This window comes from Lacrimispora amygdalina, assembly GCF_900205965.1.
GTDB lineage: Bacteria > Bacillota > Clostridia > Lachnospirales > Lachnospiraceae > Lacrimispora > Lacrimispora amygdalina_A.
The window spans coordinates 37,117-56,661 of record NZ_OAOF01000010.1 but is presented as its reverse complement, the minus strand read 5'-3'; the positions used below and the strand labels follow the sequence as shown (position 1 = coordinate 56,661).

At 42.4% G+C, this 19,545-nt stretch carries 19 protein-coding genes; all 19 read right to left on the bottom strand.

Features of this window, described 5'->3' with window-relative positions:
• Positions 1 to 149 precede the first annotated feature (149 nt).
• Complete coding sequence (locus CRO04_RS14320) at positions 150 to 638, bottom strand: HD domain-containing protein (protein WP_097004942.1); 489 nt, start codon at positions 636 to 638, stop codon at positions 150 to 152.
• Positions 639 to 722: 84 nt separating this feature from the next.
• Positions 723 to 2,141, bottom strand: coding sequence for a sucrose phosphorylase (gene gtfA, locus CRO04_RS14315; protein WP_097004941.1), 1,419 nt, complete (start codon positions 2,139 to 2,141; stop codon positions 723 to 725).
• Entirely contained in the window at positions 2,142 to 3,806 is a 1,665-nt protein-coding gene (locus CRO04_RS14310; RefSeq protein WP_097004940.1) for a glycoside hydrolase family 32 protein, read from the bottom strand.
• A 29-nt stretch (positions 3,807 to 3,835) separates the two neighbouring features.
• Positions 3,836 to 4,705, bottom strand: a complete 870-nt coding sequence (locus tag CRO04_RS14305; RefSeq protein ID WP_330400856.1) for a carbohydrate ABC transporter permease — start codon at positions 4,703 to 4,705, stop codon at positions 3,836 to 3,838.
• Positions 4,702 to 5,568 (bottom strand): carbohydrate ABC transporter permease, encoded by an 867-nt coding sequence (locus tag CRO04_RS14300; RefSeq protein ID WP_097005039.1) that lies wholly within the window; start codon positions 5,566 to 5,568, stop codon positions 4,702 to 4,704. Before CRO04_RS14300 ends, CRO04_RS14305 begins: the two co-directional genes overlap by 4 nt.
• Before the next feature lie 49 nt (positions 5,569 to 5,617).
• Positions 5,618 to 6,979, bottom strand: coding sequence for an ABC transporter substrate-binding protein (locus CRO04_RS14295; protein WP_097004939.1), 1,362 nt, complete (start codon positions 6,977 to 6,979; stop codon positions 5,618 to 5,620).
• Between the two features lie 313 nt (positions 6,980 to 7,292).
• Entirely contained in the window at positions 7,293 to 8,270 is a 978-nt protein-coding gene (locus CRO04_RS14290) for a LacI family DNA-binding transcriptional regulator (protein ID WP_097004938.1), read from the bottom strand.
• Between the two features lie 120 nt (positions 8,271 to 8,390).
• Positions 8,391 to 9,923 carry a DUF5605 domain-containing protein gene (locus CRO04_RS14285; RefSeq protein ID WP_097004937.1) on the bottom strand — a complete coding sequence of 511 codons (1,533 nt, stop codon included), beginning with the start codon at positions 9,921 to 9,923 and terminating at the stop codon, positions 8,391 to 8,393.
• 18 nt (positions 9,924 to 9,941) lie between these two features.
• Positions 9,942 to 10,082 (bottom strand): hypothetical protein, encoded by a 141-nt coding sequence (locus tag CRO04_RS26875; RefSeq protein ID WP_242974503.1) that lies wholly within the window; start codon positions 10,080 to 10,082, stop codon positions 9,942 to 9,944.
• Positions 10,079 to 10,309 carry an ABC transporter permease subunit gene (locus CRO04_RS26870; RefSeq protein WP_242974502.1) on the bottom strand — a complete coding sequence of 77 codons (231 nt, stop codon included), beginning with the start codon at positions 10,307 to 10,309 and terminating at the stop codon, positions 10,079 to 10,081. The genes CRO04_RS26875 and CRO04_RS26870 overlap by 4 nt, the downstream gene beginning before the upstream one ends.
• Before the next feature lie 89 nt (positions 10,310 to 10,398).
• Positions 10,399 to 10,611: a hypothetical protein gene (locus tag CRO04_RS14275; protein ID WP_097004936.1), complete on the bottom strand. Its 213-nt coding sequence runs from the start codon at positions 10,609 to 10,611 to the stop codon at positions 10,399 to 10,401.
• A gap of 88 nt (positions 10,612 to 10,699) precedes the next feature.
• Positions 10,700 to 11,848, bottom strand: a complete 1,149-nt coding sequence (locus CRO04_RS14270; RefSeq protein WP_097004935.1) for an anaerobic sulfatase maturase — start codon at positions 11,846 to 11,848, stop codon at positions 10,700 to 10,702.
• Positions 11,849 to 11,965: 117 nt separating this feature from the next.
• The gene (locus CRO04_RS14265) at positions 11,966 to 12,772 is read right to left on the bottom strand and encodes a LarC family nickel insertion protein (protein ID WP_097004934.1); all 807 of its coding nucleotides are present in this window, start codon (positions 12,770 to 12,772) and stop codon (positions 11,966 to 11,968) included.
• 30 nt (positions 12,773 to 12,802) lie between these two features.
• A complete protein-coding gene (locus CRO04_RS14260) occupies positions 12,803 to 13,921 on the bottom strand; it encodes a carbohydrate kinase family protein (protein ID WP_166432566.1) in 1,119 nt (372 codons plus the stop codon).
• 34 nt (positions 13,922 to 13,955) lie between these two features.
• A complete protein-coding gene (locus tag CRO04_RS14255; protein ID WP_097004932.1) occupies positions 13,956 to 15,428 on the bottom strand; it encodes a lactate racemase domain-containing protein in 1,473 nt (490 codons plus the stop codon).
• A 32-nt stretch (positions 15,429 to 15,460) separates the two neighbouring features.
• Complete coding sequence (locus CRO04_RS14250; protein ID WP_097004931.1) at positions 15,461 to 16,294, bottom strand: triose-phosphate isomerase family protein; 834 nt, start codon at positions 16,292 to 16,294, stop codon at positions 15,461 to 15,463.
• Between the two features lie 15 nt (positions 16,295 to 16,309).
• Positions 16,310 to 17,458, bottom strand: coding sequence for a class II fructose-bisphosphate aldolase (locus CRO04_RS14245; RefSeq protein ID WP_097004930.1), 1,149 nt, complete (start codon positions 17,456 to 17,458; stop codon positions 16,310 to 16,312).
• A gap of 65 nt (positions 17,459 to 17,523) precedes the next feature.
• On the bottom strand, positions 17,524 to 17,763 hold the full coding sequence (locus CRO04_RS14240; RefSeq protein WP_097004929.1) for a polya polymerase: 240 nt from the start codon (positions 17,761 to 17,763) through the stop codon (positions 17,524 to 17,526).
• Positions 17,764 to 17,789: 26 nt separating this feature from the next.
• The gene (locus CRO04_RS14235) at positions 17,790 to 19,277 is read right to left on the bottom strand and encodes a sulfatase-like hydrolase/transferase (RefSeq protein ID WP_097004928.1); all 1,488 of its coding nucleotides are present in this window, start codon (positions 19,275 to 19,277) and stop codon (positions 17,790 to 17,792) included.
• Positions 19,278 to 19,545: the final 268 nt, after the last annotated feature.

The following is a 19,545-nucleotide window of genomic DNA, read 5'->3' as shown; positions in this document are numbered from 1 at the left end:
GGGTTTCTTTTTTACTGTCACACAATGAAAAAGGGATGCTGCAAATAATGCAGCAACCCTATTCACTATTATTACATAAAATGATACAAACGTGTATATTCAATACTTATTTTATGATATGCAATTTTTAAGAATTTTCAATTATTAAGTTATATATACATGGTTTCAAACATCCGGATTCCTGCTGCCGTCGCAAATATTTTATTCCTGACACTTTCAACCGCCTCCTTAGACATCCCATCCTCCCATGCATTGACAAGAAAATCAGCTTCCACGAGAATCTGGTAATCCGCACCTTCTATATTCTTATATGTATGATGATGGCCTACCAGCCAGCAGATCCGGTCGATCTCTTCCGGTGAATAATCAAAAGACATGAGAAGACTTCTTGCGATAGGAGGCCCCTCCAGTTCCTGGTAATTGCCTGCACTGCTGTGATATTTTTCCTCACTTGCCTTAATACCGATATCATGAACCACACAGGCTGTTTCCAGAATCCGCTGTTTCGTATCATCAAGCCCCTCTTCTTCTCCTATCAGTTTGCCAAACTGGTATACTTTAATAAAATGCTGAATCCTCTTTGGGTCACCTTTATAATAGTCCATCATCTTTGCAATCACGCTGTTTATGGTATTCATCCCTCAGGAACCCTCCTTATTTATTCTGTATTAATCTTAATGATGCGGAGGGATTTTGTCAATGCTGATAACCTTTCGTATCTTCTAATTATGGCTGATGTCGAATTCAAAGCTTTTTAAATCAGCCGTAAGCGCTGCATAATAGGTGCCCCAGGTACGGATTATGGTCAGCTGATGATCCTTTTTAAGCTTCACCTCCATATTCCCGTCTAATGCGAACGCCGGGTGAGTGTTTCTAAAACGCATTAGTTCAAAAAGCCGTTTTACAACCGGCCGTTTCGTCTCTCTGGTGATTTCTTCCAGACTGTAACCGTGGCGGTTAATATCTCTGCCGTTTTTTGTTTTCTCCATCAGTTCAATATCGTTAGATCCGGCAAGCAGTCCCACATAATACACCTGGGGTATTCCAGGAGCAAAAAACTGAATGGCTCTTGCCAGGAGATACGCGTCATCCCTGTCACCCAGAGCAGAATAATAGGTGGTATTTACCTGATAAATATCCAGATTGTTGTAAGCAGCTGTGTTGTATATCTTTTTCACATTAGCTCCCTTGGTAAACATCTTTTCTTTCGTCTCCTCAATCTCCTCATCAGGCATTAAGTCTCTTGCATCCACAATTCCGATTCCGTCATGGGTATCCAGTGTGGTAAACTGCTTTTTCGGAGACATCTCAAGCCATCGTTTCAAATATACCCCGTTTCCTGTATAAAGCGCATTTAAAACAATCACCGGAAGGGCAAAATCATAGATCCAGAATCCCTGTTGTGCAATTTTCATCTGAATGGTATAATGCTCATGTATTTCAGGTAAAATATCCACGCCCTTTGGGGACACAACATCCTGTATATCATGGAGCAGCTCCCAGATATCCGGTTCTACAAAAAAACAGTTGGTGTTCTTCTTTTTCACAGCATAGGCAAATGCATCCAGACGAATGATGGAAGCCCCATTTTCACACATGCCGGTTAAAGATTTCCGAATGAATTCCTTTGTCGTCTCAGTCCTGACATCTAAGTCAATCTGTTCCTCGCAAAAGGTGCACCATACCTTCTCCACTTCCCCATTTTTAAACTGAACCTCAGTATAGGGCGCACGGGGCTTCCGTTTATAGATTAAATCCACCTCTTCTTCGGTCGGTTCTCCCTGATCCCAGAAGTCTTTATAACGGATAAACATATCCCTGTAAGCGGAAAACTCCTTCTTTTCCTCAAAATCCTTAAAATAAACAGAACTTCTGGAAATATGATTGACCATAAAATCAAACATCAGGTAATAATCCCTGCTGATCTTTTTTATGTCTTCAAATGTTCCGAATTCCGCATCTGCCTGATCATAGCAAAGAGGAGCAAAGCCTCTGTCTGCAGAAGAGGGAAAAAAAGGAAGAATGTGAACACCGCCCACTTCATTCTTCAGATATGTGTGCAGCACTGTATCCAGTTCCTTTAAATTCTTACCCAGACTGTCCGCATACGTAATTAACATGATCTTATTGTTCAGTTTCATTCATTCAACTCCTATCGATTCGCTTATCCTGATTTTTTTTAACACATGCAGCTGAATGCTTCCCCTGATCCCGGAATACTCAATCTCAACTGACCCCGACACACTCCCGCTTTCATTATCTGTAACAGCGTATGTCAGACCTTTGCATACAAACAACTCGAACACATCCAAATCTGCATAAAGTCTTAGATGATATTCTTTTTCTTCCGGCAGCAGAATCCTGTGTGGTCCCACTGTCAGTTTGCGGCTGCAAAGATCAATCAATAACAACGTTTTAAAAACAGACAGTTTTATATATGAGTCTCCTGTATCACTTAACTCTCTGCTGTCTCTAAATGTCAGCTCCAGCTCAAGTGCCTGCCCCTCACCGGAATAAAGACTGGCACAGCCCGGACCGGATTTTTGATCCTCTCTGTCTTTAATAACTGTCTCAAACGACTCTCTTCTGAGTTTTACCAGTTCCTTAGCCGGGCTGATACAGATCCGGTATCCGTAAGAAGATGCGGTAAGTGAAAGTTCTCCGGGAAGTGATAATATCCCGGCATAATTCCTGTCTTTTTTTACGCTGGTAATCCAGCTGATCTGCATAATTCGGTCTCCTGTCTCCTGAAAGGTTTGTGCTGCATATGGCCTCACAACGTTTCGGTCAGCTTTTTCTGTGTTGTCTCTGATTATGTCATAAAGCTGATATCTGGCAATCCCATCTCCTTCTTTATTCTTCTGAGCCAGAAAACACTTCCCGTCAAATTCACCGACACAATAATACCCGTCTGCAGACCATAAAATCCATTTTTTCACTCCATCCTCCTCACAGACCAGAGGAAAAAAATCCGGACATTCCCACATCCCGGGTATCGTAATTTCCTGTATTTTCTCCCACTCATTCAAGTCTGTGGAACGGAAGAAATAAAAGGTATCATCGGAAATATAAAGAACCATGATATAGGAGTCGCTTTCTTTGTGATAAAACACCTTAGGATCTCTGTTCTCCTCTTTAATATGAGGCAGAACAAATCCCTCCAGCTTATTAAGAGACTTACCATGATCCGTGCTCACTGCCATCTTCTGGGTAAACCAGTGATCCATAGACCAGTGGCTGCGTCTGCCTGCAGAGGTATAAAAATAAGCGATCGTATCGGCCCCAAACCCCAGGCAATTGTTCTGATCTAAAATGGCTGTTCCAGAAAAAACCGGTCCTTCCTCATCGGGAAACAAAACATCTTCCGTCTGTGTATAAGAGAGAAAATCAGGAGTACTGGTATGAGCCCAATGCATGTTCTCCCATCTCACTCCATAGGGATTATGCTGATGGTAAATATGATAGAGTCCCTTGTGATAAATCAGCCCATTGGGATCATTCAGCCACCCAAACTCCGGAGCATAATGAATAAGAGGTCTGCTTTTTCCCGGATTACAGGGTTTTTCATCCCGCACCACAACATGTTCAAACCAGCTTTCTTCGTAATCACCTTCTAACATTATCGAACCGCCCTGATAGTCCCGGGCATCATACCATGCGTAAAAACACGGTTCTTCTTCCCCTGTTTCAATGCATATTTCCTGTATCTTTTCATTCTCATAATAAAACGATACAATGGAATCTTTCGCACCCGGAGTGATGGGAATCCACAAATATTTCCCTGTAATACGAATTGTCTTTTTCAACCTGCCGCCCTCTCTTTATATCTTTTCTCCTACGCCTTTACTGCTCCGGCCACAACACCGCTGATAATCTGTTTCTGCAATATTAAATAAATGACAATTACCGGCAGAATAGTCAGCACCAGACCTGCCATGATTTTACCCAGATCACTGGAATAAGTCCCATAAAAGGTATAGGTTGATAAGGGCAGCGTATATAATCTCTTCTTTCCAAGGATCAGGCTGGGAAGAAGATAATCGTTCCAGAGCCATAAGACATCAAGCACAACCAAAGTTGCGGTAGTCGGCTTCAGAAGCGGAAACACGATCTTAAAAAACAGCTGATATGGTGTGCATCCATCGATAATGGCCGCTTCCTCCAGGGAAACAGGGACTCCGGAGCGTATAAATCCATAATAGATAAAAATTGCAAGCCCCATTCCAAATCCGGTATTCATAAAGATCAGAGTTGATCTCATATTCAGCATTCCTAACATATTGCCATAAATAGATATTAATGGAATCATAATCGTCTGAAACGGAATAACCATAGCAGCCACAATCAGCGAAAAACTGAATTTGGCTGCAAAGCTCCTTGTTCTTGCAAAGAAGTAGGCTGCCATGGAAGCAAACAGGACTATAAACACCACGCTTACAAACGTGATCAGCAGTGAGTTGCCAAAAGCTCTCAGATAATTCATCTCCCAAAACGCCGAACTATAGTTTTCAAACGAGAAACCTTTGGGATCTGCCAGCATAAGAGGGTTCTTTATAATCGTAATCTTCCTTTTAAATGAATTCACCAGAATTAAGAAAAATGGAATCATGTATAAAACCAGCAATGATGCTAATAAAACCAGTTTTATAAGGTTCATAATAACTGCTTTTCTTCCGCCTGCCACAGTTTTCCCTTTTGTCATCATGCTTCCACCTCCTTCTTCCTGCTTAAATAATACTGGGTGACAGCCACCACTGCAACCACCACGAAGAGCACCAGTGCCTCTGCCTGACCTAACCCGTACTGTTTGGATTTAAACGCCTTCTGATATACGTAAAGTGCTGCCATAATGGTGCTTCCGTATGGTTCCCCTCCTGTTAAGGAAACGTTTAAATCATATACCATAAAGCATCTGGTCAATGTCAAAAATGTACAGATGGAAAATGACTGCACCATCATCGGTATCACAATGTGCCTCGTCCGCTGTATATTGGTACACCCGTCAATGCTTGCAGCCTCCATTAGGTCTTTAGGCACTCCCACAAATCCTGCAACGTAGATCAGCATCATATATCCGGAATACTGCCATACAGTGACCAGGATTAAGGCAAAGAATGCTTTTATGGGGTCAGATAACCAGGAACTTTCAAACAGCGGGATCGAAATCATATCTCCAAAGGCTGTAAATGCCTTGGAAAATACAAACTTCCAGATAAATCCCAAAACAATTCCGCCGATTAAGTTTGGTGTAAAAAATCCGGCCCGGAAAAAGTTCTGCCCTTTCAGCCCGCTGGTCAGTAAATATGCCAGCAAAAATGCAATCACCTGCACCAGGATTGTACTGACCGTCACATAAGACAGGGTCAGCAGCAGTGCAGACCAGAACCCTCCGTCCTGAAATACTGCTATGTAGTTGGTGATTCCGATCAATTCCTTTTTCTCAGAAATCCCATCCCAGTTGGTAAAAGTCAGATACACACCATAGATAAAGGGAATGATGACTACTGCAAAAAAGAAAAACATTGCCGGACCAGCGAACATGATATATGTTTTGATTTGATTGGACATCGCATTTTTTTCATAAAAGCGTTCCTTCCTTTTTCTTTCAGCCTGTTTCTTATTTCTGAGATTTCCAATAACCTTCCAGATCAGCAGCAAGACCTGCCCTGTCAGTTTTTCCTCCCAGATATTTCTGTACATAACCGCCGCATACAGACCAGTGGTCTCCAGGCAGGCCATTATACTGGTCAAATGTCAGCCCTGCATCTGCATATGCCTTTAACGCCTGCCCCAGCTTATTGTCCGGTGATGCATTGTAGGTGGTAAAGCACGGCACTGCAAGAATCTGGTTTGCCACAATATCCTGGGCTGTCTTATCATATACCAGCCAGTTTAAAAAGTCCTTGGCTGCCTGGATCTGTTCCGGAGATGCGCTTTTATCAATCATGATCTGTTTGGAACCAACTGCATTGACCAGAGTGTTGAATTTATCATCCGTCGTGTCCTGAACTACAGGAAGCATGCCAAACTCGGAACTGGAATCAGCAAACCCGGATACAACTTCCCATACCCAGTTGCCGTTGAACCAGAATGCAACGTCTCCTTCTGCAAAATAGGCATTATCTGTGTCATAATCTGCTGCCAGAGGATCTTTGCCGTTAATGTTATATTTCATCAGCACATCAAAGGTGTTAAACAGACTGTTAAATCTTGCATTGTCAATCAGCTTTCCTGATCCGTCTTTTAACGTAGCAATAAAATTCTCTGCCCCTTTGGCTGTTCCGTCCTGTTCCTCATACATAAGCCCCAGGTAGTGAGCTCCCAGTGACCAGTCTTCTTTGGATATGCAGACCGGTTTTTCCATACCTGCAGCAACCAGTTCATCACAGATTGCCTTAAAATCATCAAGACTCTTTATGGATTTTTCATCAAAATCCCTTCCCAGTGTTTTTTCAATGGCAGTTCTGTTAAATAAAAGCCCTCTTCCTTCCAGACTGAATGGGAATCCGTACAGCTTTCCCCCTACTTTCACACCGTATTTGTCTCCGCCGTCGGCCACCCATTTTTCCCCGTCTAACGGGAGCGCTTTTTGTTCTGCAAGTGCAACAATATCGTTGCAGTCCATAATGGCAAGTGTGGGGGCATCTCCGGCTGCATATCTTTTCTGAATTGCCTCATAGGGAGAATCTCCTTCAGAAATAGAGGACATCTCCACTGTCACTCCGGTCTTTTCCTTGTAATCCTCAAATGCCGGTTCAAAAAATTTCTCCATACCAGCCTTGGTGTTAAGGATTGTGATGGTAACCCCTCCTTCCCCAGTTCCTGCATTTTTGGAATCCTCTGCCTTACTGCCCTGCGCACTTTGTACCGCCGTACTGCCTGCGTCCCCCTCAAGTGTCTTGCTTTTGCCGCTGCATCCAGCTGCAGAAAGTACCATAACAGCTGCTAATCCCAATGAAAGAACCTGATTTCGTTTCATTCCAATACCTCCCTGATATTCTGATTTTTACACAAAATTTTATTGCCTCATGAAAGCAGCTTTGTGTATGCTGTACCCTGAGTATATTCCCCTCTGCAGCGTATGTCAACCGCTTGACATGTTTTTCGTCTTTACTGCAAAATTTTATTCTTAATTTTTGTGCATCATTACTAATTTAAAACTGGTTTTTATAAATATTATAATTATATTATTAAATTTAAATAGTGTTTTTTATAAGTCAAACGCTTATAATGTTATGTGGATCTTTTCTGCAAAAAAAAGACACTGTCTCAGATTCCAGTGCCTTTCTTATTTATGATGAATTTCTTTTCACAAGAGAAACCGGCAGCTTAAACTGCTCCGGAACTGCTTCGTGATCCAGACTTCTCTGTATAAATTCAACCGCCCATTCCGCCATCTCCCTGACCGGCTGTCTGATCGTTGTAATTGTGGGAGTTGTCAGCCGGGCAATATCCACATCATCAAACCCAACCAGACGGATCTGACCTGGTATGGAGATGTTCATTTCCGCACAGATCTGAATGGTCTGGGCTGCAATTAAATCACTGCTTGCAAATATGCCGTCTACGCCAGGATCAGCCTCAATTGCCTTTCTGATATGCTCATGATAATCCAGAGTATTGTAAATCGTGCTGGTCGCCATTACTTCCTGGTGGCGTACGCCGTACTTCTCACATACGGCTATAAATCCTTCTGCTCTCGCATCTGCCGGCATGTTTTCATTCTTGATTCCGCTTAAATGTAGCAGATTCTTACAGCCGCAGGATATTAAGTGTTCCGTCGCCAGACAGCCTCCCTGGTAATTATCGCACTGGATTCCCACCGTTCCTGCTTCTAAGTTACGTTCTATTGTAATGACAGGAATGTCTAAATTCTTCATCTCTTCAATATCAACGTTCCTGCTGCAAAGTACGATCCCGGATACCCGGTTGCTTTTAAACATCTGGATGTATTCCAGTTCCTTTTCATTCTTTTCTTTTGAATTGCAAAGTAATATCTTATAGCCTTTATTCGCAGCTGCATTCTCTAGGTTGCTGATAAGCTTGGCAAAGTACGGATGAACAATGTGAGGGACGATGATCCCTATGGTATTGGTTCTCTGCATGGAAAGGGACCGCGCCAGTTCATTGGGCTGATAATTCAGCTCCTTCATGACATCGTAAACCTTTTTTCTCGTCTGCTCACTGATATAGCCCCGGTTATTAATGACTCTCGAGACAGTGGTGACCGTAACTTCTGCCCGTTCGGCCACATCTTTAAGAGTTGCCATTGGTCAATCTCCTCCTGCTGTCCTTTATTCTTAAAATCAATTTTTGGGTTCAGTATATCATATTGCCCGGCTATGGTCCAGTATAATCCCCACCAGACTATATTTCTTTCCCTGCTGTCTCTATGCCTGATGCTTCCTTATGCGGACCGCCATATATTCCTTCCCCGGCAGTTCCACTTTGAATTTCCCCTTAAATATTCCCCTGTACTGAATTTCCATATCCCATGTATCAATGACTTCTACATGAAATTCTGTAGTATCATCAAAGTAAAACTCCCGGAAGGAAGGTCTGTTAAACCCATAGTAGTACAGATAATAGCTTTTAATATTCAGTATCATAGAGCTGACATCTTCAGTGGTTGCACACACCTCGTCCCAGGCCTGTTTTAACGGCATCAGTCCATAGCCCGGTGTTTCTGATAGTATCCGATACAGAAACTTCAGCCTTTCCGGGCTTTCTCCGTGCAGAACACCGCCGTGGGACCACCACAAGATCCCATCTGGGTTCATGTAAGTTTCTCCATGTGCGTATCCCCCTCGCAAGCTGGCTTCCCAGAACCTGCGCACCAGTTCCTTTCCGCTGATATTTCCCCAGCCATGCTGGATGTTTCCTTCATAGACTATTTCATCCAGTACTACCGGCTTTTTATACCGTTCTCTCCATTCATCCACGTATTCAGCCGTTTTGTAGATATCCTGCCTTTGTATACTGCAGTGGGTAATCCACGGTCTGGTATAATCATAAAAAGGCCTGCAGTTATGAATGGATCTCAAGTGATTGTATTGGTCCTTTCTGCATATGATCCCTGCATAATTTTCCCAATCCTCCACGGACTTTTGAGGCATAAGATCATATTCATTGGCAAGTGACCACCAGACATTCCTGTATGCAGAAAATCTTGCAATCACATAGTTCCAGTATCGTTCGTCCTGCTCTCTGCTCATGAGACTGAACCCCCACCTGTCATAGGGGTGCATAACGATCAAATCCGCTTCAATGGACAAATCTCTCAGCTGTCTGATACATTCTTCAATATGCCGGAAATGCTTAGGATTAAAGCGGGAATAATCCCACTGGTTTCCCTCTGCCCTTCCAGTAAACTGCTGAAAATTATCACTGGTTAATTTTGTGCTGTCACAGGGAGTTCCTATAAATGGATAAGATACCGGTTCATTTAAATTGTAATCATAATGTTTTGGTAAAATACAGAAGCGAATTTTGTTAAATGCGCTCGTCTTAAGAGTCTCCAGAGTCTGTTTCTGTAATTCTTCCGCTTGCAGCTCCCATACATAGCAGGTCGTTCCAACGGAATAATAGGGAACACCGTCTTCATAGGCAAAATGATATGTATTTGCAACACGGACAGGTCCATGATTGCTGCCGGAAGCAGGAAGTACTTCAAAGGTTCCCTGCAGGGTCTTCTCAGAAAAACTTCCGCTGATAAAAAATTTATAGTTCCCTTCAAAGGAAGGCATAAACCGGACCACATAGTTCCCGTCTCCATCGTAAAAGCCATCCACTGTTTTGCATTCATGGGCGCCGGTAAAGGTTCCCTGGATTTTATAATCCACAAACGGATTTTTATCGGTGTGACCGGGACAGGTTATTTCCCATGTGTCCCATTTTTCAAGTTTCTGAATAAATTCTGTCATATCAATCTCCTAAATTTATTATGATTTTACTGCTCCCGCCATTCCTTCTACGAAATGGCGCTGAAAAACCAGATATACCACTAATACCGGAATCACCGAAAGCAGAACTCCTGCACATAAATAACCATAATCTGTTCCATGCTCTCCGACAAACGTCATAATTCCCACTGGAACAGTTTTTTTGCATTATCATTTATAATAACACTGGCAAGTAAATATTCGTTCCAGGTTGCCAGAAAATCGGTGATAACCAGAGTTGCCACTGCCGGCTTGGAAATCGGCAGAATCACCTTTATAAATAACTGCCACTTATTGCACCCGTCAAGAAAGGCCGCCTCATCAATATCCCTGGGGATTAAACCAAACCGGACAACAATAAATTTCAATGATTTGACAGAATTTTATCAGAAATGAATATACCCTGAAAACCGAAAGAAGAACTTAGCTCTAAACATTGCTAAGTCCTTCTCATTGATCAGTCCTCACTCTTTTTTCCGGTTTTGTAATCGTCGCTCGCCCAGTCTGGAGCGTTGATAGGACCTGCTTTTTCATTGCTGTTTTTAGCAGCTCCCTGAATCTCGGGAACCCTGGCCTGTTCATTCTTTGGATGATGCATTTTTTCATGATTTTCCGTTCCATGATTTTTGGGATCATAAGGACTCGGTCTTCTCATTCCTGCTTTTGCCATAATCTTACCTCCTGTGTGACATTAGTTTCTGTAGTCACCAGGAAAATATGCAGACAAAATCATAAACTTCAGATATTCTCTAAAAATTTTATTTTATATTATGAAATCCTCGACCGTCCCCGGCTCCGATATACCTGGTCGCTAACAGAAACCGGCTTATTTCCTCCATCTGTGTAAAACAGTTCTCAAAAAACATCCGGTAGCTTTCGCAGAAATAATTATCCACCACACCTTCTCTGCAGCGGTAACATCCGCCGCGGCAGAGAGAAAACCAGCGGCACTGTCTGCAGTCTTCGGAATGATTCAAAGACCGATCAACAAAGCCGATCTCTGATCTTCGTTCCTGTATTTTTGCCATTGTATCCTGGTTTAGATTTCCCAGCTTAAATTCATCCAGAACATAAAAATCGCAGGGATAGACTCCGCCGTCAGCCTCCACTACATTCTGTATTCCGCATATGCCTCTCTGCTCACAAGATTCTGGTTCGTACTTCAGCATAATGCCGATGTAGTTTTCAAACTGTCTGATAAAGGGCTGTTTTCCCCGTTTCCAGTCTTTATACCACAGGTGAAAAAGCTTGATTAAGAACTCCCCGTACGCCTTTGGGGTAAGGGAATATTCCCTTTGTCCGCGGGTTTCCCCAAGGGGATCCAGGCAGGCAATGAACTGTAAATATTCCCAGCCATTTCTCTTGTATTCCTTGTAAATGGGTACGATATTTTCTGCCGTTTCCCTGTTTACCACTGTGAGTATATTAAAATCCACACCGCTTTTCTTCATAAGTCTGGCTGCCTGGAGAACCTTCTGGTATGTTCCTTCTCCGTTTTTGCTGTGCCTGTACTTATCATGAGTCCCTTCCATACCGTCAACGGATAATCCTACAAGAAAGTGGTTCTTTTTAAAGAATTCGCACCATTCCTCCGTAATTGCGTAACCATTGGTCTGAAGTGCATATTCAATCTTTAAATTGTTTCCATTGTACTGTTTTACACACCGGACTGCCTCTTCAAAAAAATCAATTCCGCAAAGAGTCGGTTCTCCTCCCTGGAATGCAATCCCAACACTCTGCTCTCCATAAGAAAGTGCCTTACGTATCACATTGGCCAAGGTCTCTTTTGACATAAATCCATAAGAAGCCTGCTTTCTCTTTTCTGTCTCATCACAATAAAAACAGTAGTCGCACTCCATATTGCACAATCCGGAAGCTGGCTTAATCAGTAAATTCACTGGCGGCATACAACTATTTCCTCCTTGCTTTTTAAGATAACTAAAAATATTATAACAGCAAATCAGAATAATTTCTTCCATTACCAATTATTTAGTTAACATCGGCAAACGACATGTGGACGGGTTTTAATCTTCTGTAATAAAGACAGCTCTTAAAATGCCCGGACATTTGTAAGTTCTCTTTCCTGCTCCCAAACCGGTCCTGCTTATGGTAAAATGATCTGGCAGTTGTTCATCAGTACGGATTGCAGCGGCAATCGCGGCCCCCGTCGGAGTAACTAATTCTCCCTCCACATCTGTAATATGGAGGTTCAGCTTATGTGCCAGATCGATATTTTTCACCGCCGGCACCGGAACAGGCAGCACCCCGTGACGACAGCGTATGGTGCCCGTTCCATCGCATATCTGCGGAATAATCGTTCTGTTTATACCCAGATTGTCAAAACAGACTGCCGCCGCAACGATGTCCGCAATGGAATCAACTGCCCCCACCTCATGAAAATGTACCTTTTCTACCGGAACCTGATGGGCTTTTGCTTCCGCTTCTGCCAGAATTGAAAATATTTTTTTAGCCAGCGCTCTTGCCCCCGGTGTCATGTCGGCTTTTTCAATAATTTCATTTATCTCAATAATACCCCTGCACTCATGGTCGTGATGGGCGGCTTCCTTATGGGAATGCCCTTCTGCTTTGCCGTGAAGATACTGCATATCATGATCATGGTTTTCATGCTTTTCATCTAAAACAACACAAAAATCACATGCATTACGTCCTGATTTTTCCACTCTGCTTATTTTTACTTCGAACCCATGAACCAGAAGGCTGTCTAACGCTTTTTGCATAACCTCCCTGTCAGCTCCCAAATCAAGCAGGGAAGCGACAAACATATCCCCGCTGATTCCGGAAGTGCAATCCAAATACAATATATTGTCCATACCTGTTACCTTCCTTTTGTTTCAAAAACTTCAGCTTAAAACTTTTTTAATCCGTTTTATCTCTGAAATCAGCTCCTGCCTGTCAGGCGTATGACTGTTGCTTATATAAAATCTGGTGGCTGCATTTGCTATGGCAAGACGTTGTGCAGCTTTCAGATTACCCAGGCATGCGGCAATGTATCCGCCGTTAAATGTATCGCCGGCTCCCGTGGTTATCACAGGCGCCGCGCAGTAATCCTGCTCTAATAACTCTATTCCCTCTGTTTTGGAAGATAAAACCGCATATTGGGGAGTGTGTATAATCAGCTCATCAAGACCTATGATGCTTCTGATATATTCCGAGTCCCTTGCAACCTCTTCACAGTCATCAGAAAAATTCCGGTCATAATAAGAGAACAATATAACCGCTTCATGTTCATTTAAACTGAGGCTCACGGGTATTTTATCATTCACTTTTTCTAAAACCCGGAAAGTGGAGTTAATCGCCTCCACACTTCGTTTCTTTATATTTGCAAAATCAAAGAACAACCGTCTTGGCCGGTCTGTATGGAAATAATTCTCATTGAGTTTCGTCATAAACGTATCAAAATCAGGCATGTTTGACCAGTATCCCAATGATACAATATCAGCGTTTAATAATATCTTTTGTAATTGATCATGTCCGATTATGCTGAGGAAATCATCCCATGTAAAATTCAGCAGTTCATCTAAATTCGGCATCATGATTTTCCCGTCAGTGAATTCAAGAATTGTACTGACTACAGGATCTCCAACGGATATTAATTTACACTTCTTTTCCAGATCAAGAAATATCTTATCAATTTCTTCTTTTCCATACATTCCAATCAGAGTCGTTGACAAATCCATATTTCCCAGAGCTTTTCCGGTATTGGCAGTAAATCCGCCATAGCTTCGCCTCTTTTTAATCAGCTCATTTGCCATACCGCCTTCTCTGCGGTTGACAATGAGTTTTCCAAACTCCTGCATCTTATCAATCAGTATGTAGTTATTATCCAGGGTTCTTGTTTCAACTACCTGCCATACCTGATCAATAAATCCATCAATTCCAAGAACAATCTCCCCGCTGAGATTTCGTATATACGCTTCTAAAATCCCCTCTTCCATCGTAACCCATTTACTACGCTGCATTGATCCACCAATCCTTATTCCAAGTTTTAATCTGTTAGTGATGATGATACATGTTGTCTCCGGTGTATACTTCATCCTTCATCATAAGATGAACGGCTGATAATTTAAATGTTTTTGGAAGAGCCAGAATATTTGGATTTTCTCCCACATATTTGAGTTTTGCATCAGCAAGTGCTTCCTCAATCGTTGCCCTTGTTTTTAATCCCATTCCTCTTGCGTAGCCTGGCTGTTCTGCACCCACAATGTAAATCGCAGATGTATTCTTCTCTGCCAGATGACCGCAGGAAATCATGGAAAAGCCATGGAACGGATGAAATGCGTTGGTATAACGGTATTTTCTGATGTACTCCTCATTTGTCGCAAAATATTCGCCCAGACGGTTCATATCCGGAAGTGTATTCATATGATCTGTCTGGAACATCTCATACATCTCTCTGGTATAGGGCCATAACTCATCATGGAAATAACCATTGCAGGTTGATGCACAGATAATGACACACTTATCACTCATGACTCTTTTATGACGGATTACCTGCGCAGAAAGAGCCTGCATCAGCATGATCGGGTTCGTCCCCATACCCTCTCCATAATGGAAGAACTGGGGCATACCAAAGATCATTACGTCATATTTCTTCTCAGCAAATGGCACATAGGTTCTTTTATCCGCTGTTTTCCAGGAAACCGGCTGCATCTCTTTTGCATAGCCGCTGTTGATTTCAATCTGCCTTGAATAGGTATCAAGAACTGCATCACAGCAGAAGAACTTCTTGCCCATGCATTTCTCCATATACTCGCCAATCTCATCAAATTTAGATCTCATTAATGATTTCCCGCTGACAGGAACGAAATCATCCCGGTGCATAACCTCCGGAACATGATGGGAACCAATGGATTTCCAATGTGTGATACCGGTAGAACAATGCTTATAGCCGCCGGAATAACCGCCATAGGGATTACCCTGGGTATGTCCGATCAGGATCGCCACATCACTGTCATACACATATTTATTCATGATGACCGGATCTCCCCGGTCTGTAACGCCTAAGTCGACCAGATGATCATAATCTTCGCTGTCGTGATTGATTATCTGATGGGTGAACCAGAACTCATGGAATAATTCCTTTCCAAGGATATTATAGATCTCTTCCTTGGTGTTTTTTCTGTGCAGACCATTGGAGCAGATTAAGAGAATGTCTTTCTTTTCCACTCCTGCGCTGTACAATTCCTGAAGAATTAATTTTATTGAAATCTTACGGTGAGCAGTTGCCTGTTCTCCTCCTTTTACTCTGTCAGGAAAAATTATTGTTACCTTTGATCCCTTTTTAGCCAGCTTTGTTAATGGCTCCATACCAATGGGATTACGAAGAGATTCGAGAGTCTTTGCCTCCAGCTGGTCCTCCGGTATATAAGGCGGATCTGCAACTGTTTCTCCTGGTATAAATACATCTGTGCTGTCCGGCAATTCGGCATTTACAAAACCATGTCCATATTCAAACTGTAATTTCATTTCGGTTCCTCACTTTCATAACAAATTTTAATCTATCCTAAATATGTACGTATTATTTCAAGATATTCATCCGGGTAAAAACCAATCTCTCCTGAAAATCTTGTGAGCGCAATAAGCCCGCCGTCGATTTCAGGAATAGAGGCCAGCATGGCGGCATTATCTGTTTTGAGTCCTCCGCCATAGGTTACTGCAATCCCGTTTTTTACCTCTTTGATAAAGCAGGCTATTTTTCGGATATATTCTCTGTCAGGCGGTGTTTTTCCAGGTCCGATGGCCCATACAGGCTCATAGGCGACTGCCACTTTACTGATATCAACTCCGTCTAATCCGATGGTCAGCTGGCTTTTTAAAACTTCCTTCCAGTTTTCCTGCTGGTCTGCTGTTTCACCGATGCAGTAAAGCACGTCCAGTCCTGCCTGGATTGCTGCCTTAATCTCCCTGTTTAGTATACGGTTGACTGCATCAGAGTCCTCCACTCCAACTTCAGACAAAATGCCTGCTTTGTCCTTTCGCTCCTCACAATGTCCGATGATTGTGCTGTCGCAGCCAATCGCCTTCATGGAATTACCGGTTCTCTGAGTAGTAAAAGCGCCAAAGTTCATTCCTGGTGCGGTATCTTCACGAAACACGCTCTGACAGCCGATTTTAAGATTCGAATCTTCTTTCCGCTCTTTTACTGCATTGATAATATGCGCTTCCGGCATATACATCACAAATTCCACATCATCTTTTTGATACTGCTTTAATTCTTCCTGCACTTTACTAACTATGTATGATCCCCATTCACATGGACTGGCAATGCTGTTTACTCCGCTGTATTCTCTGGGAATATCAAAACGTTTTAAATTTAAAAAGATATGCTTCATGGTATTCCTTCCTCATTATTTTCTATATTTTCTGATCATATCAGCTGTTGTCAGCTGCTCAACAACAGAGGCTTTGCCTACAGAACCGAACTCAACGATCAGAGTGCCGACAACTTCCTTTACGCCCTGTTCAATACACTCTCCCAGTGTTCGTATGTCGTTATCATTCTCAATTCCCTTCATCACAGTATCCATGATGGGGGTCAGGAAAACTCTGGGATCAAATGCCGATTTCTTTTCTTCCAGCAGATCATATATTTTTCCAACGGATGGGCTGTTTTTCTTATCTGGATTCTGATAGAAATATTCACGTAAATTTCTTGTTACTGCCAGACGTAAATCTGTATCTACATTAATTTTGCCGATTCCGCATGTAATTGCCTGTTTTATTTCGTTTACCGAAATGCCGTCCGCATTGGTGATCTCGCCGCCAAGAGCATTGATTTCGTCGACAATGTATTTGGGAACGGTTGAGGAACCGTGAGATACCAATACTCCAAATATCTTTTCGTGTCTTAAGCATTCTTTGATTGCAATTACGATTTCTTTCCGAAGTTTTACATTCTTTCCTTTTACAGCTCCATGCATGGTTCCGTAGGAGATGGCCAGACAGTCAACCTCTGTTTTTTTGAAGAATTCAATTGCCTTCATAGGATTAGTGTAAGTAGATGTATCAGCGAATACATGATCTTCCACTCCGGCCAGAACCCCAAGCTCACCCTCTACCGATACACCGCGGGCATGTGCATATTTTACAACCTCCCGGGTCAGTTCCACATTCTCATCAAAGGGAAGGGACGAACCATCAATCATAACCGATGTATATCCGCCGTCAATTGCCGCTTTTACCGAGTCAAAATCTTTTCCATGGTCTAAATGCAGTACAATCGGAACTGGAGAATAGGCACCGTATTTTTGAACGGCAGCTCCGATGTTTTTTGCACCGATACGTTTGTCCTCAATGGTTGAGTTTAAAAAATGGGTTCTTCCGCCCATAAAACCGTTGGCTAAATCTGCCCCCTGTAATATGACCGGACTTCTTAACATTTCATGGACCTCAATTGCTGCTTTTATCTGGGATACTGCATTTACATTGAATGCGCCCTGAGCAAACTGATATTTTTCGGTTGCCTCCAAGAGAGGTCTTAATGGTATGATTGGCATAGTTTTTTCCCCTTTCAACAATTCATTCGTCAAACGTTTTTGTTACCCTTTTTGAACCTGTATACTTATTGTTCTGCAGGAACCAGGTATTCTTTAATTTTCTGATAGTCTTCTCCGTTGTAGCAGACGATTTCATAGGATTCTATTTCAGGATTGCTGAATACCCTGGTAAGACCTATAAACTGCGTCAGCTTTGATGCTAAATTAAGCACATCCTTATCATCTGTAATCAGTTCCACTCTGCCCTGGCAGGTCGCCAGTGCCTTAAAAAAAGCATCAATATCTTTAATCTGTTTTACTCTCACTGTAATTTCCTCCCTTTTTTCGTAATTTATATTTCATTCAGCCGTTTTCTCATCTGTACTGCCCAGGGTGTCGGCTGAAATGGCTTTTTGCTTTTAACCGGATTGTCAAGTTCCTTAAGGCCAGAGGGAATCCATCTTTCATCCGGATTGTCATAATCGCACTTCATCAGGATACGAAGCTGCCTCATCACCCAGTTCTCATGTTCCATTACCTCATCATAGCTCTTATAGGAATCAGCCTTTTGCCTGAGCTTTTCTGCAATCTCAGGAAAACGGTCAATTACATTATGTTCTTCGTTTGAATCCTTCTCCAGATCATAGAGCACATCATCCTCTGGAAAACCGGAATAAGTAAAATACTTCCACTGCTTAAAACGGACAAGCCTTCCTAACGATGTCTCTGCATTACTCAGATAAGTATACATCTCACTGACCACCATTCTGTCTTCATCCTGGCTGTTTTCCATAATCTGTGCAGAAATATCTTTCCCGTCGCCTTCTAAAATCTCCGCACCAGTCAGACCACAGATCGTAGGTCCGATATCTAAAAGGCTTGTGGGACTGTCAATCGTACATCCGGCAGGAATTCCATCTCCCTGAATTAAGAATGGGATGTGGACTGACGGTTCATAAAACACCTGCTTGCCATAATATCCATGCGTGCCGTTCATGTCACCATGATCGGAAACATAGATAAATACGCCTTCATGACCGGTGCGTCTTAAATATTCCTGAAATGCCTGATATACTGCTCCAATATGCCGATCCTGCTGCTCAACCAGACCATAATAGGCTGCACGCGCTGCTCTGGCCACTTCCGGATCTGCCTCAACAAATTTACCGTCAAGAGCCGGATGACCCTGATAGGTTTCTGAAACATCCTCCAGGCTGACTTTGTCATAATAATACTCATAAAGCTCCTCAGGCGCGACATATGGGAAATGCGGTCCATAAGTTCCTACCGTGATAAACTGAGGTCTATCATGCTCCTGGCTCAAATAATCCAGTGCTTGGTCTACAACATAACGGTCGTAAGCCAGAACCGGAGAATCCCCACCGCCAATATAGTAAAGTGAGCTGTTCTCATCAAATCCTTTTACTTTGGATTTTTTTTCCATCTCACCTTTCACGTTATGAAGACCATTGTGGTATACAGGAGTACGCTCCTTTGCAATACGTTTTGCATAGCCATGGCGCTGATCCGGTCCGACAAAATGCATACGGCCGCAAAGAACCGTCTCATAGCCGGATACAGTCAGACTGTGAAGAAAGGTAGCACTGTCAGAATTAATCGAGTTAAAATTAAATAAAACACCGTTATTGCTGGGAAGCTGTCCTGAAATCATGGAGGCACGGGCCGGTACACACAACGGGCATGGAGTATATGCATTGGTGAGTGCAGTTCCTTCCCTGGCAATGGAATCTAAATTAGGAGTTCTTACTATTTTGTTTCCGGCATACCCCTGCAGATTATAGGAATGCTGATCAGACATGTAGAGTAAAACGTCCTTCATAACGTCGTTTATCCTTTCTAATCTATTTTTTAATTAATTTAATTTATTATATCATCAGTAAGTTATAATTTCAATATCTACCTGCAATAAATATTTTCTAAAACTTGTATTTTCTTAATTATTCTGCTATTATGACTATTAAATCATTTAATTATTGCAAAATCATCCGGGAGGAAATATGAAAACACTTTAAATCGCCGAACGTGACGAACTTGCTACGCAGGAACATATCATTCCCTGTAACCCGCATTTAAAATAATAGAAAATA

What these genes read in the sequence shown, in the direction of transcription:
- CRO04_RS14320 (WP_097004942.1), bottom strand. Translation starts at nt 638, where the DNA reads ATGAATACCATAAACAGCGTGATTGCAAAGATGATGGACTATTATAAA.
- CRO04_RS14290 (WP_097004938.1), bottom strand. Translation starts at nt 8,270, where the DNA reads ATGGCAACTCTTAAAGATGTGGCCGAACGGGCAGAAGTTACGGTCACC.
- CRO04_RS14245 (WP_097004930.1), bottom strand. Translation starts at nt 17,458, where the DNA reads ATGCCAATCATACCATTAAGACCTCTCTTGGAGGCAACCGAAAAATAT.
- CRO04_RS14285 (WP_097004937.1), bottom strand. Translation starts at nt 9,923, where the DNA reads ATGACAGAATTTATTCAGAAACTTGAAAAATGGGACACATGGGAAATA.
- gtfA (WP_097004941.1), bottom strand. Translation starts at nt 2,141, where the DNA reads ATGAAACTGAACAATAAGATCATGTTAATTACGTATGCGGACAGTCTG.
- CRO04_RS14235 (WP_097004928.1), bottom strand. Translation starts at nt 19,277, where the DNA reads ATGAAGGACGTTTTACTCTACATGTCTGATCAGCATTCCTATAATCTG.
- CRO04_RS14295 (WP_097004939.1), bottom strand. Translation starts at nt 6,979, where the DNA reads ATGAAACGAAATCAGGTTCTTTCATTGGGATTAGCAGCTGTTATGGTA.
- CRO04_RS14300 (WP_097005039.1), bottom strand. Translation starts at nt 5,568, where the DNA reads ATGTCCAATCAAATCAAAACATATATCATGTTCGCTGGTCCGGCAATG.
- CRO04_RS14260 (WP_166432566.1), bottom strand. Translation starts at nt 13,921, where the DNA reads ATGCAGCGTAGTAAATGGGTTACGATGGAAGAGGGGATTTTAGAAGCG.
- CRO04_RS14270 (WP_097004935.1), bottom strand. Translation starts at nt 11,848, where the DNA reads ATGCCGCCAGTGAATTTACTGATTAAGCCAGCTTCCGGATTGTGCAAT.
- CRO04_RS14250 (WP_097004931.1), bottom strand. Translation starts at nt 16,294, where the DNA reads ATGAAGCATATCTTTTTAAATTTAAAACGTTTTGATATTCCCAGAGAA.
- CRO04_RS14255 (WP_097004932.1), bottom strand. Translation starts at nt 15,428, where the DNA reads ATGAAATTACAGTTTGAATATGGACATGGTTTTGTAAATGCCGAATTG.
- CRO04_RS14305 (WP_330400856.1), bottom strand. Translation starts at nt 4,705, where the DNA reads ATGATGACAAAAGGGAAAACTGTGGCAGGCGGAAGAAAAGCAGTTATT.
- CRO04_RS14275 (WP_097004936.1), bottom strand. Translation starts at nt 10,611, where the DNA reads ATGGCAAAAGCAGGAATGAGAAGACCGAGTCCTTATGATCCCAAAAAT.
- CRO04_RS14265 (WP_097004934.1), bottom strand. Translation starts at nt 12,772, where the DNA reads ATGGACAATATATTGTATTTGGATTGCACTTCCGGAATCAGCGGGGAT.
- CRO04_RS26875 (WP_242974503.1), bottom strand. Translation starts at nt 10,082, where the DNA reads ATGACGTTTGTCGGAGAGCATGGAACAGATTATGGTTATTTATGTGCA.